Origin of the sequence: Paracoccus sp. (in: a-proteobacteria), assembly GCF_047973135.1 — a bacterium.
In the GTDB taxonomy this organism is placed as follows: domain Bacteria; phylum Pseudomonadota; class Alphaproteobacteria; order Rhodobacterales; family Rhodobacteraceae; genus Paracoccus.
The window spans coordinates 1-19,382 of sequence record NZ_JBKEBL010000115.1 but is presented as its reverse complement, the minus strand read 5'-3'; the positions used below and the strand labels follow the sequence as shown (position 1 = coordinate 19,382).

At 62.9% G+C, this 19,382-nt stretch carries 16 protein-coding genes and 1 tRNA gene; 9 read left to right on the top strand and 8 right to left on the bottom strand.

Going from position 1 to position 19,382, the window contains the following annotated elements; translation table 11 throughout:
• The first annotated feature begins 95 nt into the window (after window positions 1–95).
• Complete coding sequence (locus ACK5L9_RS08685) at window positions 96–1,202, top strand: ROK family transcriptional regulator (protein WP_416911068.1); 1,107 nt, start codon at window positions 96–98, stop codon at window positions 1,200–1,202.
• Window positions 1,203–1,212: 10 nt separating this feature from the next.
• Here ACK5L9_RS08685 and ACK5L9_RS08680 read toward each other — a convergent pair whose 3' ends face one another.
• The gene (locus ACK5L9_RS08680; RefSeq protein ID WP_416911067.1) at window positions 1,213–3,144 is read right to left on the bottom strand and encodes a potassium transporter Kup; all 1,932 of its coding nucleotides are present in this window, start codon (window positions 3,142–3,144) and stop codon (window positions 1,213–1,215) included.
• Between the two features lie 437 nt (window positions 3,145–3,581).
• Here ACK5L9_RS08680 and ACK5L9_RS08675 point away from each other — a divergent pair, with 437 nt between their 5' ends.
• From ACK5L9_RS08675 to ACK5L9_RS08665, 3 genes are all read left to right on the top strand, one after another.
• Entirely contained in the window at window positions 3,582–3,815 is a 234-nt protein-coding gene (locus ACK5L9_RS08675; RefSeq protein ID WP_416911066.1) for a hypothetical protein, read from the top strand.
• Between the two features lie 112 nt (window positions 3,816–3,927).
• The gene (locus tag ACK5L9_RS08670; RefSeq protein ID WP_416911065.1) at window positions 3,928–4,116 is read left to right on the top strand and encodes a twin-arginine translocase TatA/TatE family subunit; all 189 of its coding nucleotides are present in this window, start codon (window positions 3,928–3,930) and stop codon (window positions 4,114–4,116) included.
• Window positions 4,117–4,357: 241 nt separating this feature from the next.
• Window positions 4,358–6,142 (top strand): SLC13 family permease, encoded by a 1,785-nt coding sequence (locus tag ACK5L9_RS08665; RefSeq protein ID WP_416911064.1) that lies wholly within the window; start codon window positions 4,358–4,360, stop codon window positions 6,140–6,142.
• Window positions 6,143–6,179: 37 nt separating this feature from the next.
• Here ACK5L9_RS08665 and ACK5L9_RS08660 read toward each other — a convergent pair whose 3' ends face one another.
• Genes ACK5L9_RS08660 through ACK5L9_RS08650 form a run of 3 tightly spaced genes read right to left on the bottom strand, consistent with a single transcriptional unit; the run spans window position 6,180 to window position 11,406 of the window.
• On the bottom strand, window positions 6,180–7,787 hold the full coding sequence (locus ACK5L9_RS08660) for a hypothetical protein (RefSeq protein WP_416911063.1): 1,608 nt from the start codon (window positions 7,785–7,787) through the stop codon (window positions 6,180–6,182).
• A 27-nt stretch (window positions 7,788–7,814) separates the two neighbouring features.
• On the bottom strand, window positions 7,815–9,563 hold the full coding sequence (locus ACK5L9_RS08655; RefSeq protein WP_416911062.1) for a hypothetical protein: 1,749 nt from the start codon (window positions 9,561–9,563) through the stop codon (window positions 7,815–7,817).
• Window positions 9,564–9,621: 58 nt separating this feature from the next.
• On the bottom strand, window positions 9,622–11,406 hold the full coding sequence (locus ACK5L9_RS08650) for a tyrosinase family protein (protein WP_416911061.1): 1,785 nt from the start codon (window positions 11,404–11,406) through the stop codon (window positions 9,622–9,624).
• A 122-nt stretch (window positions 11,407–11,528) separates the two neighbouring features.
• Between ACK5L9_RS08650 and ACK5L9_RS08645 the strand changes: the two genes are divergently transcribed.
• Entirely contained in the window at window positions 11,529–11,987 is a 459-nt protein-coding gene (locus tag ACK5L9_RS08645) for an Lrp/AsnC family transcriptional regulator (RefSeq protein WP_416911060.1), read from the top strand.
• A gap of 408 nt (window positions 11,988–12,395) precedes the next feature.
• On the opposite strand, the gene ACK5L9_RS08640 is transcribed toward ACK5L9_RS08645, so the two are convergent.
• The 4 genes from ACK5L9_RS08640 to murA all read right to left on the bottom strand — a co-directional run bounded on the left by ACK5L9_RS08640 (window position 12,396) and on the right by murA (window position 17,317).
• A complete protein-coding gene (locus ACK5L9_RS08640; protein ID WP_416911059.1) occupies window positions 12,396–13,049 on the bottom strand; it encodes a TetR-like C-terminal domain-containing protein in 654 nt (217 codons plus the stop codon).
• A 192-nt stretch (window positions 13,050–13,241) separates the two neighbouring features.
• On the bottom strand, window positions 13,242–15,062 hold the full coding sequence (gene typA / locus ACK5L9_RS08635) for a translational GTPase TypA (RefSeq protein WP_416911058.1): 1,821 nt from the start codon (window positions 15,060–15,062) through the stop codon (window positions 13,242–13,244).
• 504 nt (window positions 15,063–15,566) lie between these two features.
• Window positions 15,567–16,043, bottom strand: a complete 477-nt coding sequence (locus tag ACK5L9_RS08630; protein ID WP_416911057.1) for a DUF2948 family protein — start codon at window positions 16,041–16,043, stop codon at window positions 15,567–15,569.
• 2 nt (window positions 16,044–16,045) lie between these two features.
• Window positions 16,046–17,317: a UDP-N-acetylglucosamine 1-carboxyvinyltransferase gene (gene murA / locus ACK5L9_RS08625; protein WP_416911056.1), complete on the bottom strand. Its 1,272-nt coding sequence runs from the start codon at window positions 17,315–17,317 to the stop codon at window positions 16,046–16,048.
• Between murA and ACK5L9_RS08620 the strand changes: the two genes are divergently transcribed.
• The 4 genes from ACK5L9_RS08620 to ACK5L9_RS08605 all read left to right on the top strand — a co-directional run.
• On the top strand, window positions 17,297–17,653 hold the full coding sequence (locus ACK5L9_RS08620; RefSeq protein WP_416911055.1) for a hypothetical protein: 357 nt from the start codon (window positions 17,297–17,299) through the stop codon (window positions 17,651–17,653). The genes murA and ACK5L9_RS08620 overlap by 21 nt on opposite strands.
• A gap of 116 nt (window positions 17,654–17,769) precedes the next feature.
• Window positions 17,770–17,844: transfer RNA gene (locus tag ACK5L9_RS08615), tRNA-Thr, on the top strand.
• 141 nt (window positions 17,845–17,985) lie between these two features.
• Window positions 17,986–18,981 (top strand): BsuBI/PstI family type II restriction endonuclease, encoded by a 996-nt coding sequence (locus ACK5L9_RS08610; protein ID WP_416911054.1) that lies wholly within the window; start codon window positions 17,986–17,988, stop codon window positions 18,979–18,981.
• A 68-nt stretch (window positions 18,982–19,049) separates the two neighbouring features.
• A partial coding sequence (locus tag ACK5L9_RS08605) for an IS5 family transposase (protein WP_416911053.1) occupies window positions 19,050–19,382 on the top strand: 333 nt, incomplete at its 3' end.

The following is a 19,382-nucleotide window of genomic DNA, read 5'->3' as shown; positions in this document are numbered from 1 at the left end:
AACAATATGACACTTTGCGGGTTATTTTCCTTGAGAATCCCGCCTTGTGGATGGAAACTGCATCATCAGTCCCCCGTCATAAGTCGAGGCGCAGTATGGATGAGCGAATCAACGTGGCCTCGCACGAGCCGCTGGCCGACAGCGAAAGGGCGCTGTTGTCGGTGCTGTTCCGGCACCGGTCGCTGCCGCGTTCGGACATCACCGGCCTGACCTCGCTGTCGCAGCAATCGGTGCATCGCCTGCTGGACGGGCTGCATCAGCGCGGCTTTGTCCGCTTTGGCGCGGCCGAGATCCGGGGGCGCGGCAAACCCAGCCCGACGGTCGAACTGGATCCCGAAGGGTTCGCGACGCTGGGGCTGTCGATCACGACTGAGGCCGCGTTTCTGTGCCTTCTGGATCTGACCGGCAACGCGGTCGGCCTTCAGCAGCTTGATGCCGATCCGAACGACCCGGCCCTTGTCTTTGCCGAGCTGGAAACGCGGCTGGCCCTGCCGCCATGCGCCAGCCATCGACTGCTTGGGATAGGTGTGGCATTGCAGGGCTATCGCAACGGCGATCCGCAGAAATTCTTCACGCCGCTGCCGCTGGCGGCATGGCGCGGCATTCCGGTCGTGACCCTGCTGGAACAACGGCTCGGCTTGCCGGCATTCGCCGAAAACAACGCCACAACCAGCGCCACAGCCGAGTTCTTTACCGGCGGCGGGGCGGATCTGACCTGCCTGGCCTATCTGTCATTCAACTATGGTTTCGGCGGCGGCATCTTCTGGGAGGGCCGCGCCATGGTCGGCGCGCATGGCAATGCGGGGGAACTATCGGGCTTTTTCGGCACCGACCGCATGCAAAGCCGCCCCGCACTTGGCGAATTGCGCAAGCGCCTGAACGCGCGCGGAATCGAGGTCGGACGCATTTCCGACATGTGCGCGAATTTCGACCCGGACTGGCCGGGCCTGCGCGACTGGATCGGTGAATGCGGCCCGCAACTGCGCGACATCCTTGCCGCGATAAAGGCAATCGTCGATCCGGGCGCGATCTTCTTTGGCGGGGACGCCCCGCCGGAATTGCGCAAGATGCTGATCGCCGAGGCACAGGGCGCATTTTCCGGCACCGACACCCCGAACCCGGCCCTGCTGGAAAGCCGCATCGAGGGCGACGCCGCCCATCTGGGCGCGGCCTTCCTGCCGCTGCACGCGCTGGTACTGTGACACGCGGCTGTCAGACCGCGACCCGTTCGCCCAGTTCGACGACGCGATCCCTTGGCAGGTGAAAATAATCGCTGGGGTCTGCGGCAAAGCGGTGGATGACCGAATGCAGGCGATCCAGCGCAAAGTCGAGACCTGGCTTGCCCGAAGCGACGGGGCGTCGGCGGGCGACAAAGAAAACCGTTCTGGCGGCATCAAAGCGAAAGCCCTTGTCGCGGGCCAGCGCCAGCGAGCGCACGATCTTGGGTGTTTCCATAAAGCCAAAGCGCAGCGTCAGCAGCGTGAACGGTCCGTCAAGCGGCTTGAGGCTGATCCGCTCTTCCTCGGGGGCGACGGGGACGCGCAGGGTCTCGACCGTCATGATCACGGTCTGGGCATGCAGGACGCTGTTGTTCTTGATGTTATGCAACAGCGTCGAGGGCGCGACATTCGCGTCAGCGGTCAGGAAAAACGCCGTGCCGGGGACGCGGTGTACCGAACTGTCCTTCATGATCCGGACAAAAGAATCCAGGTCAACGCTGCTTCGGTGCAGCTTTTGCAGCAGCTTCTGCGTCCCCCTCCACCAGGCCCACATGCAGATCGCGATGGCCGTCGCCATGATCACCGGAACAGAGCCGCCATCCGCGAACTTGGTCAGGTTCGAGACCAAAAATACCATCTCGACCGACAGCAGGAACAGCGCAAGCGGCAGCACCAGCGCCACCGGCATCCGGCGCGAGCGCAGGATATACAGGATGGCAAGCGTGCTGGTCACAACCATGGTCCCGGTCACGGCGATCCCGTAGGCCGACGCCAGACTTTCCGAACTGGCAAAGCCGATGACCAGCAGGACCACGGCGACAAGAAGCGCCCAGTTCACGGCAGGAATGTAAATCTGGCCATGCTGGCGGGACGAGGTGTGGCGGATGCGCATCCGGGGCAGAAGGCCAAGCTGGATCGCCGCACGGGTCATCGAATACGCGCCGGTAATCACCGCCTGCGCGGCGATCACCGTCGCGAGGGTTGCCAGCCCGATGAACCACGGCATCCCCGCATCCGGCACCATCGAGAACAGCGGATCCGATATGGCCGACGGGTCGGTCAGGACGATCGCGCCCTGCCCCATGTAGTTCAGCACCAGCGCCGGAAAGATCAGCCCGAACCATGCGGCGATGATCGGGCGGCGGCCGAAATGGCCCAGATCGGCATAAAGCGCCTCGGCCCCGGTGACGGCCAGAAACACCGCACCCAGCACCGCAAAGGCCAGCGCGCTGTGTTCGATCAGAAAATCCACGCCCCAGACCGGGCTAAGCGCGGACAGCACCTGCGGCGCAGACATGACGTGCCACAGGCCAAGGCCAGCCAGCGTCAGGAACCAGATCACAGTGATCGGGCCGAAAGCCGCCGACAGCGGCCCGGTGCCATGCGATTGCGCCACGAACAGCCCGATCAGGATGGCCAGGGTCAAGGGCACCACCCAATGCGAAAGCTGCGGCATATAATGCCCCACCCCCTCGACCGCCGACATGACCGAGATCGCGGGCGTGATCGTCGCATCGCCAAAGAACAGCGCCGCCCCGATCACCGCCAGCACCAGCACCGGGATCGAACGACGACCGATGGCCAGCCGCAGCATCGTGTACAGCGCAAGGATCCCGCCCTCGCCCCGGTTATCGATACGCAGCAGGAACAACACATATTTGACCGTCACGATCAGGATCAGCGCCCAGATCACCAGCGACAGCAGGCCCAGAATATCGGCCTCGGTCACGGTGCCGCTGCGGGCAATGGGGCGCAGCGCCTCGCGGAAGGCATAAAGCGGGCTGGTGCCGATATCGCCATACACGACACCGACCGCCCCAAGCGTCAGTTGCAGAAACGCAGCGCTGCCCTGCGGATGCGATCCGGCAGGCTGAACCTGATCCTCGGACAGATAGTCGGCAAGGTCCAGACTGTCGCCGGACATGTGGCGGGCACTGGAAGGCAAGGTGGGGGAATCGGTTGATGTCATGAAGGTTGCGGTTCGGCGGATGGATGGGATGAACCCTTGCGCGGCCGGCCCAAGGTCAACACTGCGAGAATCACCTGCAGGAGGCAAGCTCTGAATATCGGGATGCGACCGGCCCTGCGCAAGATCATTCTTGCGTGAACCGGCGAAATAGTTGAGTCGTCGCCGATGCATTCCCCTGGCTGCCACCATCCGGGGCAAAACCGCCCAATCATGAATCCGCGATTGTCCGATGACCGGCACCAGCCTATCTTGCGTAAATGATTCGAAAGGCCACTGCGTTCCGCCCTGCCCTGATCGTGCGGCTTGTCCGTGCGGTGATAGGGTTTGTCCTTGTGGTCTTGCTTTGCGCCTGGCAGGTGCCCGGTTCCGGCAAGACGCAGGAAAGGCTGTCTGTGGCGGTCAAGTCCGGGCAGTATCTGGCGCTGGCCGGCGAGGTTCGGGTCGTGCGCCTGACAGAGGCCGGACAGGTTCCCCAGCCCGATCCGCATTGGGCGCTGTCGCCGCCCGAAATCGCGGGGTCGGCGATGCCCGCGAAATGGATCCGGCTTGCCCTGCCCGGCTGCGAATGGACCGTCCCGCATCCGCCGGTACGGCCGTCGTCCCATGCGCCTCCGATGATAGCCTGATTCGAACGAATGCGCGCGCGCCGGACCGCTGATGCGGCCTGCTGTTGCGACGGCACCGGCAAGACGGCTTCGGGCGCGGGCGACCAACCAGCTATCATCAAGGATCAACATCATGCTGAACAATATCGGCCTTCCCGGCCTTCTTCTGATCATCGTCGTCACGCTTGTGCTGTTCGGGCGCGGCAAGATCAGTTCCGTCATGGGCGAACTGGGCAGCGGCATCACCGCCTTCAAGAACGGCCTGCGCCAGGAAGAGACAAAGCCCGCCTCGCCCGTGCCCGGTTCCGACGCGGAAAAATGATCCGCGCGCAGAGCCTGACAGATGACACAAAACACTTGCCCCCGGTGCGGTAAGGCCGTGACCGGCGGTCAGACCTGCACCTGCAAGACGGCAGGCAAGCCAAGAACGTTGCTGCACTGGCTTTTGCTGCTTGCCGTTCTGACAGCACTGTTCGGGGTTGGCGCCCTGTTCGAACATTGACGACGATACGGTGCGGCAGGTGCCGCACCGGTCTTTCCCAACTTTGACAAGGAACAGCACCATGCTTACGGAACCAGGCGGGTTTGCCCCCTATGCGGCCATGGCATTGATGGCCGCCGTCTTTGTCACCTTCCTGTCCGAGCGGCGCCCCGCTGACATGGTCGCCTTTATCGGCGCGGCCATCGCGCTGGCGCTTGGGCTGGTCGGTTCGGACGACATCACCAACGCAGTGGCCAACCCTGCCCCGGCAACCATCGGCGTGATGTTCGTTCTCAGCGCCGCTCTGGTCAGGACCGGCGCGCTTGAGATGCTGGTCGAGGGTCTTGGCCGCATGTCCCGCCATTCCCCCAGGATGACCGTCGTGGTTTTCTTCGCGGGCGCGGCCATTGCCTCGGCCTTTCTGAACAACACCCCGGTGGTGATGGTGCTGATCCCGGTGGCCATCGGGCTGGCGCGGCAGGTCGGAACGGTGCCCTCGCGGTTGCTGATGCCGCTGTCCTTCATGGTCATTCTGGGCGGCACGGTCACGCTGGTCGGCACCTCGACCAACCTTCTGGTCGATGGGGTCGCGCATGATATGGGGCTGGCGCGGTTCAGCCTGTTCGAGATTGCGCCCCTTGGGATCTGCGTCGCCATCGGCGGCGGCATCTATCTGGCGCTGGCCGCGCCACGGCTGCTGCCTGATCGCAGGGCAATGGTCGATCTGCTGCAAAGCGACGAAGCAAAGGGCTGGATGGCCGATCTGTTCATCCCGCAGGGTTCGCCCCTGATCGGCGTGCAGCCGTTGCAGGCGCGCGATCTGCTGCGCGGCGGCGGGCGGGTCATCGACGTGATCCGCAACGACGTCTCGCTGCGCCGCGACCTTGAGGCCGTGCGCCTTGAGGCCGGCGACACGGTCGTCATCAAGACCCGTGACGTCGAGATTCTGGGCCTGCGCGAGGGCGCGGCGCGGGGTGCGGTTCTGGCGGGTGCCGAGACCGGGCAGGCCCGCAGCACGCGCATCGTCGAGGTTCTGGTCGGCCCCGGCGCTGATGCGATCGGCCACACGCTTGAGGCTCTGCATCTGCGGCGGCGATTTGGTGTCTATCCCATCGCCATGCATCGCAAGGGCGAGGCGGTCGGCGCAAGGCTGGACCAGACTCCGCTGCTGGCCGGAGACACGCTGTTGGTCGAAGGATCGCCCGAGGACATCGCCCGCCTGATCGAGGAAGAACGTCTGATCCCGCTGGCCCCCAACAGCGCCCGCGCTTTTCGCCGCAAAAAGGCCCCTATCGCCATCGCCGTCCTTGTCGCCGTCGTGGTGCTGGCGGCGCTGGATGTGGCGCCGATTCTGACGCTGGCGATGATCGGCGCGGCGGTGACGCTGCTGACCGGCTGTATCGAACCCGATGAGGGGCTGGACGCGATGGATGGCAGGCTGTTGCTGCTGATCGTGTCGATGCTGATCCTTGGGTCGGCGCTGGACAATACCGGCGCGGTGCAGCTGATCGTGGACAAGGTGGTGCCGACTCTCAGCTTTGGCGGCCCGCTGTTGACGCTGGCCGTGGTCTATACCTTCACCATGATCCTGACCGAACTGGTAACAAACAACGCGGTCGCGATCCTGATGTCGCCCATCGCGGTCGGCATCGCCACGCAGATGGGGCTGGATCCCCGCCCCTTTCTGATCGCGGTCATGTTCGCCGCTTCGGCCAGCTTTGCGACGCCCATCGGCTATCAGACCAACACCCTGGTCTATACTGCCGGCGGCTATCGCTTTGGCGATTTCCTGCGGGTCGGCCTGCCCCTGAACATCGTCGCTGGCATCATCACGGTGCTGGTCATACCGATCTTCTGGCCGTTGTGATTCAGGGGCGGGGGTTATCCGTTGCGCCGACTGGTGGTCAGCGTCGCATCGGCCTTGTCGGCCCGTCCGGCAGCAGGATCATCGCCTGAACCGCCGCCATCTCTGCCTTGGAAAGCGCTGCGGTCAGCACCTGCGGGGCCGGGTCCGCCACGACCTCCAGCAGGCCATAGACCGCCGGGCCGTGTGAGCCATCGGGATTGGTCAGCAACAGGCTTCGGTCCCCAAGCGGGGCCAAGGGATCGACCGAGATGCTCAGATCGAAATACATCGCACCATCTTGGGCAAAGGTCCGCCCGATCACGATATTCACCCCCGGATCGCCCACAACCGTCAGTGTCGCGGCGCTGTCGCTGTCAAAAGCCAGCAGCACTGCCGGAACGTTCTGATCACCCGGTGCCAGCCGCATGTTGAGATTGGAACGAAGCGTCGGCTGCAACATCGACGGCGCGCACAGAACATATGGCCGCGGCAGTCCGGGCATCGCGGCACCGGCGCAGGACAGCTCATCCGGCACCGAGATTTGCGGCACCCCGACGCCCGCCAGCGCGATCTGAAAATTCTGGGTGATCTGGGCGGCGTAATCGATGGGAAACCCGCCGATCATCATGTCGCCTACCGTAAAACCCTGATCCTCGGGCACCTCGAAAACCGCGTGCAGGATGAAATCCAGCGCCTCGCCGTCCTGCGCCACCCGACCGCGCCTGACCGTCCAGTAATCCGCCGGGCTGGCACCCGAGGGCGCCGTGCCGGGCAGTGTGAAGCTGCTGAAATCCGGGGTCTGGATATAAAGCCCCACGGGATTGTTCAGCGAAATCCGAAGCCCTTGCCGCACCAGTGCATTGACCGAGGCCCCGATGGTCGGATCGCTGTTGCGCCCCGGCGTGCCATATCGGCTGCATAGGATCAGGGACGTCTTGTCGGTGATCGGCTCGTTATCGGTATTCTTGCGCAGGATCGTCGCCTGACCGCCCAGAAATATCTCGGCGCTCAGCGCGTTGGGATTGCTGATCAGGTGAACCGCGCCGTTGGTCGTGGAATTGTTCCACTTGTTGCGATCATCATAGGCGGGCCGTCCGGTACGCGGGTCGATCACCTTGTTGCCGTTCCTGTCGCGCAGTTCAAGATCGTCGAGTGTGACGGCAGGGCTGACCAGATCCCGGTAAAGCTCCAGCACCTTCTGCGGGTCGATTTCCCACAGCGTATACCAATATTCCCGGTTCTCGCAGGTGAACATCACCCTGGTGATCTTGCCCTGATCGTTGCGGGTCACACTCCATTCGCAATATTCGTCCTGCCAGCCACGCGGCCCCTTGGGCTGATATTTGGGATCGTCGGGGCCGTTATCGGCATATTCCCACTGCTTTCTCTGGCCGACATTGGGAAAGGTCGAGATGATCCTGCGGGGAAATGCCGTCCAGGGGATCCTGACCACCGGGGCACCGTCGGGAATGTCAGTGTCACGGGGGTTGAAATATTGCGTCAGGGCGGGCTGATTGGTCGCATCCCAAGGATCGTTTTGCAGGGTCTGTTCGGTGAACCTGTTGATATTGTCACTCCACCGGGCGGACATGGCCGCCTGTTTGACGGCGTCGCCGGGAAAATCCCGGATCCCGGCCGGAGTATCAAAGCTGGTCAGTTTTGGCATGGGTCTTCTCCTGAAAAAACCATAAAATCAGTTGGCTGCACCGGGTTCGGGCAACAAAAGGCTGAATTCGTCCAGATTGCTGATGGTGGGCCACTGGGTGAACTGGTGGCGCACCGCCTCGGCGCGCAGCAGCAGATCAGTCTTTGCACCCGCGTTGCCCATAAAGTTCTTCAAATAGGCACCGACAAGATCGGCATAGGCCGTCCGCCAGTCGCCGGGAATGTCCCAATAGCCCAGAAACTGCTGTTCAGCGGAACAATTCGCGCTGTCGCCCTGAAAATCGCATGGCGCCTGCGCCCCGGCAGCCTGACGCACCGCGCCGACGAAATCGTCAACGATGGTGTTTTGCGAGGCGGAAACCGTGCCCTGTTCGATCTTGTCCGCATAAGCCTGAAGCAGCGGGCGTTTGTCGGAAAATACCGGGTTCGCGAAATCGGTCATCGCAATGGCCGCGAAGAACTTTGCCGGGATCAGCGGAACGCTGAAGCAGCCCTGCTCGTTTGTCAAAAGCCGCGCGACCAGCACATCCTCGAAAGACAGATCGGGCACGAAAGCCGCGAAATAGGTCGAGCCGGGCGCAGTATAAAGCGGCCCGTTCCGCCCCTGCTGCACCAACGCATATTTCTGCTGCGTCAGGAAATTGTTGTAAACCGCGCGCGGGACGGACAGATCGCCCGAAAAATCAGGGTTGACATTCAGGGTCTCGCGCAGCAGCCGCGCACCAAACAGCAGAGCCAGAGGCACGGGAACATCTTCTTCACCCGCGCTGCGGACCTGACTTGAAACGAAATTGACTGTGGTGCCCGTGGTGACGTGATGCAGAAAGTCCGGCACTCCGGTCAGGGTACAGGTATGGGACGAAGCGTCCAATATCGTGTTGCGCTTGATCCTTTCGGCGTGAAAAATGTTCAAACCGCCCTCAATCAGATTTTGCAGCTGTGCCGCCCCGGAACTGCCCTGAAACAGCGCCTCGGCCGCCACTGCCTGCGGGACATGCGATGACACGATCGACGCGGTTTCCGAATTCCAGTTATTCCACGGTGTTTCCAGCTCTTTCATGATGATGGTGCCGTTCGTATGACAGTCGAAACAGCCCTTGCCGCGCGACCGGCTGTCATAGGCGAAATCCGAACGCCCGGCCCAGGCCCAAACCTTGTCCGCCCCGGATTGGTCGTCGATTTGCGGCATATACTGGAAATAATCGAAATGTCTGGCTGTTTCGTCCCAGGAAATGACCTGCAAAAAGGACGAATGCCCACCCGGAGCCGCACTCAGCAACGCAGACGTGCCCCAACTGACCACATAGCGATAGTCGCGCGGTGCATCGCGGCTGGCGATGCTTAGCGGAATCTGGCCACCCTCGCCCACAACAAAGGACTTGCGCGTACCGGGCTGACTGGCCTGATCGAGATATGTCACAATATCCGCGACATTGCCGGGGGCCAGTCCCTTCTTGAGGACATTGGTGGCAAAGAAGCTGTTGATCAAGCCCAGCTCTGACGGGCTAAGCGGCGTCACGCACTGATCCATGCCCGCGACAAAACGGTAAAGCATGCCCGGACTGACCTGCGGACAGGCGTTGACCGACGGGACCGACCCCGCGCCCATCGCCTGCACCGGCTGCCGGTACGAACGCGCCGCGAACATATCCGCGCAAGCGGCAGCCCCCGAGGTCAGCAGCAACACAGCGGCCAGACCGGCCGGCCGGACCCTTTTGCGGCGAATGCGGCCCGCCCGTGACATATTCGCAAAAAGATGAACCCATGGTTCAGGCATGAGAAGCCTCCTTTACTCGATTGACGCCGCCGGCAGACAGACCATCCGGCAGGACCGGTCAGTGGCAGCAACGCCCCGGCGGCAAAGCGTTCACAGGCGCATCGGCCAGCGCGCCCCAGTGAAAACCGGGTACAAAGCCGGGCAGGTCACGATATTCGTCCGGTGTCAGTTCGGCTCCGCTGTGCAGATGGGTCACGCGCATCGCAAGCCCCGGATCGGTCCCGGCAACGATCCCCAGTGCCGCCGCCGCGCGCGAGGCGTCAAGCACCCGCCTCACCCCGTGCCGGATACAGCGCCCCTTGTCGTCCTCGATCCCCATCCCGATGCGCGAAAACCGCCCGACATAGGCGGGGTTATCCGGATGGGCCAACCCGTCGGCAGCCTCGCTGCTGCCCCCAAGAAACACGTCGATCGCATAGCTGTCATGGGTACAGCGGACGCCGTCGAATATCACCCATGCGGCCAGCATACCCGCATCGCCGGTCGGCTGCGCCGCAGGCGATCCGGCCCCGGAAACAGTGCTGTCCCCGATGAATTGCGGTGCCACCGGCAGGCCATAATCATAGCCGATATGCCGACTGTCCTGCGCCATATCCCCCAGCGTGGTATAGCGCCAGACATCGCCCGTGGCTTCATCGACCTGGTCAACCTGAGGCCCGATGAATGGCCGCAGGGCCACATTGGTGGTGAATTGCGACACGGGATGCGCCCGGATCCAGATTTCCAGCATACGATCAATATTGGCATGATAGCAGATGAAGATCGGGTCAAAGGCGGTATAGGCGTTGTCGGCCATATCCGGCCCGATCCAGCCATGCCAGTTATCATGCGGCTGTTCGAACGCGCCATCGAAATTTTGCAACCTGTGCGGGTAAAGCTTGTCCGGCTGCGGCGGATCGAAGGCCGGCAGATTGGCCCAGGGATAGCCCAGTGGCCCCTGCGGGACACTGAACCTGTCGAAGGCCAGGGCATCGACCACCTGCTGCTGAAACAGCCGCACCATCCCCAAAAGCCTGTCCCGTGCGGCACGATTCTTGTCATCAGAACCGAAGAACAGCGGATTGCGCTGCACGAAACGGCAATCCGGGCCACAATCCGGCCTGTTCTCGCACAGCTTTGACCGGCCATCCTTGGCCGTCGCAAACCGCAGCGGGTTGGGCCGCAGCTCTCCGGTCGCGGGATGACGATAGGTCTCGTCCAGAAACACCCGAGGCAATCCGGCCCGCGGGCTTTCCGGATCGCTGGCATCCAACGCCATGAAATCCCAATAGGGGACCGGCATGCCCAAAAGCCGCTCAAGGTGGATCAGATAGGCCCTGTGCCACAGGCCAAAAGCCTCTTGGTAGTGCAGGCACCAGTTGGTGTGCAGATAGGCCCATTGCTGCCAACGGGACGCGGGATCCGCCTGCCCCACCTGCATCACATCGTCCAGACGCGCCCGGAATGCATCGATTTCGTCCTGCGACAGGCTGGCCAGATCCTTGCGGACCCACGGCTGTGTGGCTGGCTGCGTCGGAACCGGCAGGCGCACGGCGTGATCGAACGGCGCATCCTGATCGCGCCTCCAGCCCTGATTGACCCAAAGCCGAAAGGTCTCCAGCGCGTCAAGGGGCCAGTATTCGGCGGGATCCGTGGTCAGAGGCATCGCCCGCGAAGCGACATGATCATAGATGGTAACTGACCATTCCCTGACCGAAGCGTAGTCGTCAAGGCTGACCAGAAAGGGCTTCATCTCCTCTATCCAGCTTTTCCCCACAGCGGCACGCCTGTCTGCGGGAATCCAGTAAGGGGATGCGAACAACTTGGAAATCTCGTCGTCCCAGGTGGGCCTTGCCGTGATCATATGAAATACCCCCCTTTTAAATTTCCCTAAGGAAAAGGTATCACCTTAAGGGTGAATTATATTTCTAGTTGCGCCTAAATCGTGTAAGTTTGTTTCACCGATCCTCCATCTGGTGAGAAGATATGACAGATACCGATCTGGCCATTCTCAGGGTTTTGCAAGAGAACTGCTCGCTGCCGCTGGCCGCCATCAGCGAGAAGGTGAATCTGTCCACCGCAAGCTGCCACCGGCGCATCAAGTCGCTGGAATCCAACGGAACCATCATCTGTCGCCGCGCACTGCTGAACCCACACGCCCTGGGCCTGATGATCACGGGCATATTCATGATCCGGCTGGCGCGTGATACTGCGGATGTCGATCAGCGGATGATGATCAGCCTGCGCCGACAGCCAAATGTCGTAGCCTGCTATCTGGTCACCGGAGAATATGACTTCTTGCTGATCACCCGGTTCAGAACCGCCGGGGATTACACGGATTATATCTACAGTTTTCTGGACACATTCCGCGAAGTACCTATTCAGGCCTATAGCTCGTCGCTGGTCGTGCGGACCCTGCGCGAGGAAACCAGACTGCCGATCTGAACGATCTGAACGCCGATCTGAACGTCGTGCGTCTGCCCTGATCTACTTGCCCCGGATGTCTGATGATGCGAAGAAGGCGGTCAAAGGTGGCTGCGGCAGTACCCCAGAACTGCCGCAGCCTTGGGGACACGGCGGTGCGCCACCTTGTCCCGCATCTTTGGCGATCGCTTGTTCGCCATTCGAAAAGGGCAGAAGCAGGGTTCCGTCAGCCGAGAACCACACAATGCCGCCCGCAGCGTCCGGCGGCGATCCGGACACTTTCAGGCCGAGTGGAGAAAAAACCGTCGCCTGTCGCAATGATTGCAGGAAAATAACTATCGGGCAATTGCTGCACCGGTCAGTGGGCTGTCATGCGCTCAATCGCGAAAAAAGTCGGCGAAATAATGCGCGTCGGGGCCGAAAACGGCCCTATTGCGCCTCGACCGGCGATGAACTGCGCAACGCGCCCCGGCCCAGCCGACGCAAAAACTCCAGCAGCGCACGCTGCGCCGAATCCCTGGGATCCTCGCCGGGGCACCATTCGATCAATTGCTGATCCACGACCATCCGCGCCAGACCATAGGCGAAAATTCCGCTGGTCAGCAGCAGCGTCTGCAAATCCTCGTTCGGGTGCAAGGCACCTGCGTCGCGCGCGCGTTCCAGCATCCGCAGCAGCAGCGCGCGGATCGAATTTGCATAGCGTTGCAGTGCAGGGTGCCGGGTCAGATCAATGCGGTCGGGATCCGACAGCAGCCGGAACTGGACGTGATGGGTCGCGGCCCAGTCCAGATAAGCCTGCCCCACCGCACCGAACTGCGCCATCGCGTCATCGGGATCGACCTTGACCACTGCCTTGGTGCAGGCATCCAGCAGATGCACCAGCGCCTGTTCGGCAGCCGCGACCAGAACGGCCTTGCTGTCCGGAAACAGACGGCGCAACTGATCAGGATCGGCCTTGGCGACGCGCACCACCTCGTCAAATTCGGGCAATTCATGGCTTTCCTGCGCCAGCAGGGTCAGCAATGCGGCGATGCCGCGTTCATGCATGCCCAAGCCATGCGGGAACGAAAGCGTCGGGGTCATGTTCATTGCCATGGTCTCTGTTCGTTAAAAGCGGAAAGCTGGCGTCCGGCCGATACAACCCGGCTTCGCCCAACAATCCGTGTACTCCGGATCTTGCATGCTGGCAGATGCTAGCATGGCGTATCCAGAGCGAGAACTTAGCTAAATCGGCAGGTTGTGGGATAGTTTGAAAGTAAACTCACAACTTATGCGCTAGCTCTCGGCGCGGGCCTGACGCTTGCGTTCATGCGGATCCAGATAACGCTTGCGCAGCCGGATGTTACGCGGCGTCACCTCGACCAGCTCGTCATCGTTGACATAGGCGATGGCCTCTTCCAGCGACTGACGGACGGGCGGGGTCAGGCGCACGGCCTCGTCGGTGCCCGAGGCGCGGATATTGGTCAGCTTCTTGCCCTTCAGAGGGTTCACCTCAAGATCGTTATCGCGCGAGTGTTCGCCGATGATCATGCCCTGATAAACCTGTTCCTGCGCGCCAATGAACATCTTGCCGCGTTCTTCCAGATTCCACAGCGCATAGGCGACGCTGATACCATCCTCCATGCTGATCAGCACGCCCTGACGGCGGCCCTGAATGGCGCCCTTGTACGGCGTCCATCCGTGAAAGATACGGTTCAGAACGCCGTTTCCGCGCGTATCCGTCATGAATTCTCCGTGATAGCCGATCAACCCGCGCGAGGGTACATGCGCGACGATCCGGGTCTTGCTATGGCCTGCCGGGCGCATGTCCACCATTTCGCCCTTGCGGTCGCCGGTCAGCTTTTCGATAACCACGCCGGTATAGTCGTCATCAACATCGATGATGACCTCTTCGACGGGTTCCAGCCGCTCACCTTCTTCTTCGCGGAAAATCACGCGCGGACGGCTGATGGACAGTTCGAACCCTTCGCGGCGCATGTTCTCGATCAGCACACCCATCTGCAACTCGCCGCGTCCCGAGACGACAAAAGCCTCGCCGCCGGGCGTGTCCTCGACCTTGATGGCGACATTCGATTCGGCCTCTTTCATCAGACGCTCGCGAATCACACGCGACTGGACCTTGTTGCCATCGCGCCCGGCCAGCGGCGAATCGTTGATGCCAAAGGTCACGCTGATGGTGGGCGGGTCGATGGGCTGCGAGGGCAGCGCGGTCTCGACTTCCGCGGCGCAAAGCGTGTCAGCCACCGTCGCCTTTGCCATACCTGCCAGCGTGACAATATCGCCCGCCACAGCCTCGTCGATGGGTTGCTGGGTCAGGCCGCGAAAGGCCAGCACCTTCGAAATGCGGAACTGTTCGATCCGCTGGCCATCGCGCGACAGCGCCTTCAGCGTGTCGCCCGCCTTCGCCCGCCCGGCCTCGACCCGCCCGGTCAGAAGCCGGCCAAGGAAATTGTCGGAACCAAGCGTGGTTGCCAGCATCTGAAACGGCTCACCCTCGCGGGCGATCTGCTTTGGAGGATGGACATGGCGCAGGATCATGTCGAACAACGCTGACATGTCCTGACGCGGACCGTCCAGCGCCTCATCCGCCCAGCCACCGATTCCCGAGGCATAGATATGCGGAAAATCAAGCTGTTCATCGCTGGCACCCAGATTGGCAAACAGGTCGAACACATCGTTCAGCGCGTGATCGGGTTCGGCGGCGGGCTTGTCCACCTTGTTCAGCACCACGATCGGACGCAGCCCAAGAGCCAGAGCCTTCGATGTCACGAATTTCGTCTGCGGCATCGGCCCTTCGGCGGCATCGACCAGCAGGCAGACCCCGTCCACCATCGACAGGATCCGTTCGACCTCGCCACCGAAATCGGCATGGCCGGGCGTGTCCACGATATTGATCCGCGTGCCCTTCCATTCGACCGAGGTGGCCTTTGCCAGAATGGTGATGCCGCGTTCGCGTTCGATGTCGTTGCTGTCCATCGCCCGCTCGGCCACCGCCTGATTTTCGCGAAACGCACCCGACTGTTTCAGCAGCTGATCCACAAGCGTGGTCTTGCCGTGGTCGACATGGGCGATGATGGCGATATTGCGGATATCCATGAGAATGGCCTTTTTGCTGACGCCCGTCGCCCTAACGAAAGGAAAGCGGAAAGGCCAGACGCAATCCAAAGATCGGCGCAATCCGACAGGAATGCGGGTCTGGGCCGGAAGGGCAGAACCGGGCCCGCGCCGCACCCAAAAGTCGCGCAGGCAGATGGAAAGGAGGATCGGGGGGCGGTGGGTGCAGCGCCATCAGGCCAGAGTCACGCCGACCAGTACACCCGCCCGATTCGCGACACGCAGCGGCCACCGGACATTCCGGCGACATCACGCCCGCAGCCGCCGCCCAAGGCCACTTGCCCGTCCCCCTTGTCACCGCCCGCTTATCTAAACCCCAGAAGCGACATGATCAGCATGACCACGACAACCAGCCCGACCAGATAGATGATGGTATTCATGGAAGGCTTCCTTTTTCCCTGCCTGTTTCCTGTTCTTTCCGGGCCCGGCCCTGTGGAACGGGCCCTTCCACCTCTGTCCATATCACGGAAACGCCCGTTACGGGCGTCATTCCGGATGGCTGGGTGCCCGGCCCGAAGGTGCCAGATAGGGCCGCGTCACGTCGCGCAGTTCCAGATTGATGCATTCCACCTCGGCCGCCAGCGCGCCATCACCCGCAAATTCCAGCAGCATCCGGCCCATGCCATCCTCGCCCGGTTGCCAGACCAGCGCCAGCAGCTCCAGCACGGTATCGCCGCTGCGGTCGATCCCGTCGCTTTGCAACCGCAGCACATCGCCCAGCAGCAGCAGGCTCTGCACCCGCTCAAAACCGCGCCCCTCGGCCCGTGCCTGATCGGCATCCTCCCAACGGAACCGGTTGATCAGCAGCGCCAGACGCCGGGCTCTGGGATCAAAGCTGATCTCGGCCGCCGGCACGATCGCGTCCTGCACCAGCGCCGAGACGATCCGCAAATCTTCGTCATCCGTTGCCAGCAACGCAAGGGGGCGCGGATCGGCATCGGCGAAACGGGCATCTTCGGCCATGGCTATTCCTCTTTCACTCGTTCAATCTGCGCACCCACGCCGCGCAGCTTGCGCACGACATGCTCATAGCCGCGATCCAGATGATAGACCCGGCTGACAGTGGTCTTGCCCTCGGCGGCCATACCCGCAAGAATCAGGCTGACCGAGGCGCGCAGATCGGTCGCCATGACCGGCGCGCCGCGCAGCCGCTCGACCCCGGTGACGGTGGCGTGGCCACCGTGAACCTCGATCCGGGCCCCCATCCGGGTCAGTTCGGGCGCATGCATGAAGCGGTTCTCGAAGATGGTTTCCTCAAGAACACTGGTCCCCTCGGCCAGACACATCAGCGCCATGAACTGCGCCTGAAGATCGGTGGGAAAGCCGGGATAGGGGGCAGTGGAAACACTCACCGCGCGCACACGGCCGTTGTCGCGGGCGACCCGCAGGCCACGTGCGGTCTCGCTGATGGTCAGCCCGGCCTCGGTCAGCTTGTCGCAAAAGGCAGATAACAGGTCGATGCGCCCGCCCAGCAATTCGACCTCGCCACCGCACATGGCGGGGGCCAGCATATAGGTACCCAGCTCGATCCGGTCCGTGACCACGGCATGAGTCGCACCATGCAGCGCGGTGACGCCTTCAATGGTGATGGTGCTGCTGCCCTCGCCCTCGATCTGCGCGCCCATCGCCCGCAGGCAGCGGGCCAGATCGACGATCTCGGGCTCGCGCGCGGCATTCTTCAGGACCGTGGTGCCGCGCGCCAGCGTCGCCGCCATCAGCGCGTTCTCTGTCGCCCCGACCGAGACCAGCGGAAACTCCACCACCGCCCCCGTCAACCCCCCGGCAGGCGCTCTGGCATGCACATAGCCATCGCGCAGATCCAGCGTCGCCCCCATTGCCTCCAGCGCCTTCAGATGCAGATCGACCGGCCGCGCCCCGATGGCGCAGCCGCCGGGCAGGGACACTTCGGCATGCCCGTCCCGTGCCAGCATCGGCCCCAGCACCAGAATCGAGGCCCGCATCTTGCGCACGATGTCATAGTCGGCGCGGTGGCTGGTCAGATCGTGGCTGGACAGCGCCAGCACCTGCCCGTCCTGAAGGCTGGCCGCCTCGGCCCCAAGGCTTTGCAGCAGCGCCGTCATCGTCCGGATGTCAGACAGCCGCGGCGCATTGGTCAGCGTCAGCGGCTGATCGGTCAGCAGGGTCGCCGGCATAAGCGTCAGGCAGGCATTCTTCGCCCCCGCAATCGGGATTTCGCCCTTCAGCGGGCCGTTCCCGTGAACGATGATCTGGTCCATCTAGCTGTTATCTCCACCTGTATCAGAACTGCTCGCGGTATCGTCCTCTGCGGCCTGTTCCCGGCGCGCCCGCGCCTGCGCCTTGCGGCGCTGAAGATTGGCGCGCAACGCATCGCGCAACCGCTCTTCGCGGGCCTTGCCGTCACCCTTTCCGGGCTGTCGCCTGTCTTTCGTCCGATCCGTCATTCGCCCGTGTTAGCCTTCATGCACGCCAAGGTCCAGAAAACCCGTGCCCCGCCAGCCTTTCCGGGCAGGCATTTTTCCGACTTTCCCCCTTGCGCGCCCGACCAGCTTTGTCTAAACGCCCCCCACGGCGCTGTGGTAGCTCAATGGTAGAGCACTCCCTTGGTAAGGGGCGGGGCTGCGGCGCTAACGTGTTACGGAGGTAGGGTTTTCCCGGACCCGCCTCCACCCCGGGGTAACGCCCGGGGTAACTTCGACGGGAACGGCTTGCTGCCGTAGCTCAGGGGTAGAGCACTCCCTTGGTAAGGGAGAGGTCGAGAGTTCAAATCTCTCCGGCAGCACCAGAAACCACCACATATCAGGCACTTGGGCGGCGCGGCGGGCGCGGGCGAGCCCGTTACCCAGAGTTACCCCACTCGTGTATTCACAGAACGTTCTCAGCGTTGTATGCACTTCCCCGAGGCACACACGGGGGAGGCGGCGGCTTGGCACTGCACGACGATGTTCTGGCGCTGAGGAATCGGCGGCTCAAGGCGGGCGGGCCTGCCGTGCCCGAGACGCTTCAGGGCGTGACCCGTGCGAAGGTCGCGGAGGTGCTGGGCGCGGTCGCGCTGGGCGGCAACGGGGACATCGCTGACGGCGTGTTCGCGCTTCTGGACGACGAGACCCCGAGCTGGTTCCCGAAGGCCCCGGACGGGGCGAAGGTCGCGGACGGCGCGACCACGGCCCACCTCGCCTGCCACATCGGCATCCTCCAGCGCGGCGGCGGCAAGCTGGACCGCGAGGGCCGGGATTACTGGATCAAGCCCCTGCGCGAGCTGGGCGGCATCGTCCCCATCACGCTCATGGACGGCGCGTTCATCGCCGGGCACGTCAAAGCGAAGTCGCCCAACTCATGCTACCGGCTGGACGAGGAGCTCGTCGCCATCCTCAAGGCCCCCGACCCGGACTGGCGGGCAATGTTGGCCGCCTGGGCGAGCGCCGACGCCGCGCGGTCACGCCGCGCCTTCCAGGCCGAGATGGAAGAGGCTTCGCGGAAGCTCGTGGACAGCGGCCACGCTGACCTGATCCGGGCGAGCGTGGACCACTACGCGGCGCGGTTCCTGCCGGGCTACCAGCTTCTCTACGTTGACGACAGCGACGGGGACCGGGTGTCGGCGGCGGAGCGGGCGCGGATGGCCGAGGCGGGCGTGACGCTGACCCTTGAGGACGCCATGCCCGACGCGCTGCTGTGGAACCCGGAGACGGATCACCTCTGGGTGATCGAAGCCGTCACCAGCGACGGCGAGGTGGACTTCCACAAGGTCGCCCAGATGGAGCGGATGGCCGCGCGCTGCGGCAAGTCCGGGGTCGGGTTCACCACCACCTACCGGACGTGGAAGGACGCCGCCGCCCGGCAGTCGGCCCACGGCAACGTCGCGGTCGGAACCTACATCTGGATCCAGTCTGACCCGGCGAAGCACCTCCGGGTGGAAGGCTAGGGTCCGTGGACATTTGGGGTTCCTTAGCTGCGTGATTTCTGATTCAAGCTTCCCAAAAGGAGGATTGAATGGACGAGCAGCGGTTTGTGGTGACGGATGAGATTTGGGCGCGTCTCGAACCCCATCTTCCCGGCAAGAAGAGCGATAGAGGCGTGACGGGCAGGGACAATCGCCTGTTTCTGGAGGCCGTCCTTTGGCGCGTGCGCACCGGTCTGCCCTGGCGAGATCTGCCGGTGGAATTCGGGAACTGGAACAGCGTGTTCCGGCGGTTCCGAAGATGGGCCAAGGGGGGTGTTTTCGAGCGCCTGTTCAAAGAGATACGTGGAGAACCCGATTTCGAATACGCGTTGATCGACGGAACCATCGTTCAGGCTCACCAGAAGGCGAGCGGCGCAAAAGGG

What these genes read in the sequence shown, in the direction of transcription:
- ACK5L9_RS08685 (WP_416911068.1), top strand. Translation starts at nt 96, where the DNA reads ATGGATGAGCGAATCAACGTGGCCTCGCACGAGCCGCTGGCCGACAGC.
- ACK5L9_RS08680 (WP_416911067.1), bottom strand. Translation starts at nt 3,144, where the DNA reads ATGTCCGGCGACAGTCTGGACCTTGCCGACTATCTGTCCGAGGATCAG.
- ACK5L9_RS08670 (WP_416911065.1), top strand. Translation starts at nt 3,928, where the DNA reads ATGCTGAACAATATCGGCCTTCCCGGCCTTCTTCTGATCATCGTCGTC.
- ACK5L9_RS08665 (WP_416911064.1), top strand. Translation starts at nt 4,358, where the DNA reads ATGCTTACGGAACCAGGCGGGTTTGCCCCCTATGCGGCCATGGCATTG.
- ACK5L9_RS08660 (WP_416911063.1), bottom strand. Translation starts at nt 7,787, where the DNA reads ATGCCAAAACTGACCAGCTTTGATACTCCGGCCGGGATCCGGGATTTT.
- ACK5L9_RS08655 (WP_416911062.1), bottom strand. Translation starts at nt 9,563, where the DNA reads ATGCCTGAACCATGGGTTCATCTTTTTGCGAATATGTCACGGGCGGGC.
- ACK5L9_RS08650 (WP_416911061.1), bottom strand. Translation starts at nt 11,406, where the DNA reads ATGATCACGGCAAGGCCCACCTGGGACGACGAGATTTCCAAGTTGTTC.
- ACK5L9_RS08645 (WP_416911060.1), top strand. Translation starts at nt 11,529, where the DNA reads ATGACAGATACCGATCTGGCCATTCTCAGGGTTTTGCAAGAGAACTGC.
- ACK5L9_RS08640 (WP_416911059.1), bottom strand. Translation starts at nt 13,049, where the DNA reads ATGACCCCGACGCTTTCGTTCCCGCATGGCTTGGGCATGCATGAACGC.
- typA (WP_416911058.1), bottom strand. Translation starts at nt 15,062, where the DNA reads ATGGATATCCGCAATATCGCCATCATCGCCCATGTCGACCACGGCAAG.
- ACK5L9_RS08630 (WP_416911057.1), bottom strand. Translation starts at nt 16,043, where the DNA reads ATGGCCGAAGATGCCCGTTTCGCCGATGCCGATCCGCGCCCCCTTGCG.
- murA (WP_416911056.1), bottom strand. Translation starts at nt 17,317, where the DNA reads ATGGACCAGATCATCGTTCACGGGAACGGCCCGCTGAAGGGCGAAATC.